Source organism: Microcystis sp. LE18-22.4A, assembly GCF_027531105.1.
Taxonomy (GTDB): Bacteria; Cyanobacteriota; Cyanobacteriia; order Cyanobacteriales; family Microcystaceae; genus Microcystis; species Microcystis aeruginosa.
In genome coordinates this window covers 1-4367 of the sequence record NZ_JAPZRB010000354.1, presented here as the reverse complement: position 1 = coordinate 4367, position 4367 = coordinate 1, and the positions used below count along the sequence as shown (strand labels likewise).

General features: G+C 33.9%; 5 protein-coding genes. 1 reads left to right on the top strand and 4 read right to left on the bottom strand.

The genetic code is table 11. The features are described from left to right. The first annotated feature begins 207 nt into the window (after positions 1–207). Positions 208–630 (top strand): DUF29 family protein, encoded by a 423-nt coding sequence (locus tag O9295_RS16040; RefSeq protein WP_002791560.1) that lies wholly within the window; start codon positions 208–210, stop codon positions 628–630. A gap of 26 nt (positions 631–656) precedes the next feature. Here the strand turns inward: O9295_RS16040 and O9295_RS16035 are convergent, their stop codons facing one another. From O9295_RS16035 to O9295_RS16020, 4 genes are read right to left on the bottom strand one after another with little or no spacing between them, the layout of a single operon-like run. Next, complete coding sequence (locus O9295_RS16035) at positions 657–1844, bottom strand: protein kinase domain-containing protein (RefSeq protein ID WP_288033814.1); 1188 nt, start codon at positions 1842–1844, stop codon at positions 657–659. 42 nt (positions 1845–1886) lie between these two features. Continuing rightward, positions 1887–2171, bottom strand: coding sequence for a hypothetical protein (locus tag O9295_RS16030; RefSeq protein ID WP_288033812.1), 285 nt, complete (start codon positions 2169–2171; stop codon positions 1887–1889). Further along, entirely contained in the window at positions 2168–3766 is a 1599-nt protein-coding gene (locus O9295_RS16025) for a protein phosphatase 2C family protein (RefSeq protein WP_288033810.1), read from the bottom strand. Before O9295_RS16025 ends, O9295_RS16030 begins: the two co-directional genes overlap by 4 nt. Positions 3767–3783: 17 nt before the next feature. Continuing rightward, positions 3784–4212 carry a vWA domain-containing protein gene (locus O9295_RS16020; RefSeq protein ID WP_288033809.1) on the bottom strand — a complete coding sequence of 143 codons (429 nt, stop codon included), beginning with the start codon at positions 4210–4212 and terminating at the stop codon, positions 3784–3786. Positions 4213–4367 lie beyond the last annotated feature (155 nt).

The following is a 4367-nucleotide window of genomic DNA, read 5'->3' as shown; positions in this document are numbered from 1 at the left end:
ATTGAAAATTTAATGCAAGTGAGGTTTGGAGAATTGGATGAGTCTTTAATAAAAGTCATTGATGAGTTGCTCAAGTTATCACCGATGGAGTCTAGTCGTTTATTATTGGAGTCTTCACGGGAAGATTTAATCAGACGATTCCTCTCTGAATAAATTAATTATATCTGGCTTGGTTCAAAAAACGACTGAATTGATAACAGGGGCAATATGGAAGAATTGTTAGAATTAAAGGATTTACTTTTAGTAGGAAATGTTCCCGATGCCTTGCTCCTGGTAGAGGAAATGACAGAAATGAGCAAAGATGATAAGCTCAATAAGATTTTTAGCTTTAGTATTATTGTCCTATTACATCTGATTAAACAGCAAGCAGAAAAACGCAGTACCCGCTCATGGGAAACCTCTATTTCTAATTCTGTTAGACAGATTCAACGCATTAATAAACGACGTAAAACTGGAGGAAATTATCTAACAATAGAAGAATTAAAAGAAACCTTAGATGATGCTTATTCTTCGGCTTTAAGACAAGGGGCATTAGAAGCTTTTGAAGGTATATATAAACCCGAAGAAATTGAAGCTATGGTTGATAAAAATCAAATTATTAATCAAGCAATGGAGTTGATTTTAGGATAGGAGAACTGCACAGAATAATCAGATAGCTAATTAAACCAGTTCAAAATTTTGTTCCAAATAGATGATACAGATGTTGTAAGTTTCTTCCAAATATTATCAAATTTATCCCAAATGTTTTCATCTGGAATAGGTACTGGTGCTTCTTTTCGAGGTTGTTGATGGAGTTTATCCCAATCTGTTGGAGGTGGTGTTTTACCCGTGTCAAATTTATCCCAAGCACTTGATGAATTGGTTTCAAGTTTTGTCCAGGGATCTGAAGATGTTGTATTTTTTGGACTGGTTTGAGTTTGAACTCCGTTAGGGGAGAAAGTCCATCCTTGACTTGAGGGAGGAGGGTATGGGGGTGGAGTAGATTTAGGATTAGGTGGGAAATCCCAACCGATAGTGGGGGGTGAAGTAACGATTGGAATAGGGTTAGTAGGAGGCACAAAACTCCATTTAGCTCCTGTGTAATTGTTGACTAAATTTTCAAGAGGTTGTAGGTTTTCAATATTTGATTGTTGACAAAATTTCTCTAATTCTTGGGTAAAATACACAATCTCAGGAGAAAGATTTTTAAGTTCTTTAAAAATCTTGGATAAATTAGGTTTAATTATGTCATTTTCGGAAAATAGCAGTCTTTCCTCTGGTTGTATTTGTTGCCAATAGTCAGGATTTTCTGATAGAACAAGCAATGATAAATAAATCACCATTTCTGAGAAATAGTCAGCTTTTGGACTTAATTTAGATAACTTATTTCTGTTAGGGTGTTGATAACCGGGGAGTCCTTTAATATTGTCGGTTGCATTGCTTAATTGAGGAACATATAAACTATCATAGTCAATTAAACATAGATCACCATTTTTACGCACTATAATATTACCGTGTTGTAAGTCTCCATGAGAAATATTATTTTGATGGAGAATTTTAACCATTTCTAAGAATTTTTCGGCAAAGTTACGGATAGAAGTCGGGTTATTAATATTATTAGATATAAAGTCTTTAAAGCTAATACCATCAACCCATTCCATTCTAATAATGGGAAATCTTTGTCCATTGACTAAAATTCCTTGTTCTTGGTAAGCAAAATCAACAAAATAAGGAAGTTGAACTGTTTTAAGATAGGCATCAATCGCCTTATAACGAATTTTTAGATCCCCTAAATCTGGCTCTTCGGTAATTGTTATGCAATGGACGGGGGTTATAAGGGATGGAACCCTTATATAGAAAGGCATTTAGCGATTTTTGTCAATTGTTTTTGATCTAGAGCGAACTAATCAATTAAGTCTCTTACCAGATAAGGATTTAGTCGATTTATGCCCCCCTATCGAACCATACCAAGTAACGAAGAACCCTAAATCTTCTATCCAACATTTAAGGGCATATTTTTTAGGATTAGTTTGAATTTCATAAACAACGGCTTTTCCGCCATTATGAGACAGTAAAAAGTTCTGATTTTGCTTTTGCTTAACAGGCTTTCCTTTTTGTAAAATACCATCGTATATAAATTTATCAGGGGATTTTACGAATGTTTCATAGTCATTTCTAAGCGGATATTTCATTTTTTTACATACCCCACAAATGTAAATTTAGACCAATTGGGAAGGGAATCAAATTCAAGTTTTTTAAACTTTGATGGTTCACTTAATTGTCCAAAAACATCCCCTTCTGATTCACTAGCCAAAGTTCTCAGATTTGTCTTGGGTTTTATTTCTATTTCATCCCTTGCACAAGTAGAACATTCATTCAAGATTGCTTGATTAGCATAAAGATCAATCTGAAATTTAATCCATTCCTCTCCTTCTTCTAAAATTAAAACCTGAGATGAGTCAGATAAAGCAGGAATAATAATTTCTTGAAAATCTTGATCTTTGTAGATTTGATTTCCTTTTTTAAGGTTCATATATTTAGGTTTATATTCAGTGACTTGACTAGATGAATTTGAATTGCTTGATTGTTCAGTTTTTATACTATTTATTTTGTTATCTGTCTGAGAAATAAAATATAATGTGGTTGCACTTAAGAATATATTTAAAGGAATAAAAACAAAGAGAATATTACGGATTCCATCTATTCTTTTAATTACGGGGTATTTCGTCGGTTGAGAAGTTGAACTCGTCGAATTGCGGGGCGGCATGAATAAAGATAGCAGAGGTTGTAATAATGTTTGTAGATTGGAGCTTATTTTGGCAAAACCAGAAGTATCTTGTAACTTTTGATCAGAAGTATTGTCTTGAGGGTTTTCTTCTACGTTTGAATAATTGTTTTCATCCTCTTTAGGAAACTGTTCAGTTTCATCACTTAAAGGTGAAACGATAGGAGGATTTCCTTCATTTTCTTTTATGGGTTGTGTAGACGAACTGGGAATTTCACGATCCCTGACTTCTAAAATCATTAAAGTGACATCATCATTTTTCATTTTTATTGTGTCATCCTGTCTAGCATATTTTACAAAATTCTCAAACTCCTGTTCTGAACTAATTTTAAGTAAAGTTGTTAAAATATCTCTTTGCTGTTCTGTATATTTAAAAATATATTCAGCTAGAGCGTCAGTTGCTAGTACAAAATAAAGCTTATCTGAAGGTTGTTTGTATTTTAATTCGATGTCTAAAAATTCTGGCTTATAATCATTATTATTTTTAGGGTAACTTCCAAAATATCCAGGTCGATTATTAAAATCCGCTGATTTTTGCAATAAATAGGTTTTAATTAATTTATCTCCCTGAAAAATAAACAGACAGCTATCGCCAACAATAGATACTTTGGCTTGATTTTCAATAAATTGTAACCCAATAAAGGTAGATGTTGCTGGTTGAAAACCATTCAAACCATTGTAAATCTCAATCCAGGCAAAATTATTACCGCTTTTTGCTTTTTGTAATTCTGCTTTAACTTCTTCTAACCATTGTTCCTGAATTGGTTTAAGCCATTCTTGCCAATTGTTTTTATCAATCTGGGGATTTTCAAAAAAATAATCAACAAGAAGTTTTGACCATATACTTGAGTAAAATGATTGAGTTGCACCATCAGCGATCGCAAAACAATTCTTAGCTTCATTATAGCTAAAATTATCTTGACAACCGCTAATGGTTTCCATCTCTTTATGAGTTCTATCACTGAACCGACGGATGACTGAAACTTTATGATGAGATTCCATAATTAATGACAATAACTTTAGCGTAATGCTCCTTGAGAACCAAATTGAAGAAGTTTAATCAGTGCTTCAGCATCAGCATTAAAGATAAAACCTCTGGCATTAGGTTGAACATTAAAACCCGCATTTTTGGCACTCTCAGCAAGAGGCTCAGGAAGCACACTGGAAATATCAAACAAAAAGTTAGCAAATTTATTACTGCTAAAACCAGCATTGTCACTAGGTAACTCTATTTTCCCTGCTGATGCGTTAGAAATATGAGCATTCAAAACAATCACGTTACCGTCACTTGTTTTAAGTTGTGCTAGTTTTTTCGCTTCAGTAGTAGCAGCATTAGAATCATTAGGTTCTCCATCGGTTATATTAATCACAACAGGTGGAAAACTATCGCGATGATTAGAAATAAATTTTTCTACCCCAGTATAAGCCTGTTTAAAGGCTTCAGCCATTGGTGTTCCATTACTGGGACTTAAACGCCAAATAAAGATCAAATCGAGTATAATCGTTAAAGAGTAAGCACTTTACGTTGAAAGAGCAGCGATGAAAGAGACAACCCCAGCCGCGATGCCCCCATGCTTTGACCGATGGTGTCGGCGGTTTGACA

What these genes read in the sequence shown, in the direction of transcription:
- O9295_RS16040 (WP_002791560.1), top strand. Translation starts at nt 208, where the DNA reads ATGGAAGAATTGTTAGAATTAAAGGATTTACTTTTAGTAGGAAATGTT.
- O9295_RS16035 (WP_288033814.1), bottom strand. Translation starts at nt 1,844, where the DNA reads ATGCCTTTCTATATAAGGGTTCCATCCCTTATAACCCCCGTCCATTGC.
- O9295_RS16030 (WP_288033812.1), bottom strand. Translation starts at nt 2,171, where the DNA reads ATGAAATATCCGCTTAGAAATGACTATGAAACATTCGTAAAATCCCCT.
- O9295_RS16025 (WP_288033810.1), bottom strand. Translation starts at nt 3,766, where the DNA reads ATGGAATCTCATCATAAAGTTTCAGTCATCCGTCGGTTCAGTGATAGA.
- O9295_RS16020 (WP_288033809.1), bottom strand. Translation starts at nt 4,212, where the DNA reads ATGGCTGAAGCCTTTAAACAGGCTTATACTGGGGTAGAAAAATTTATT.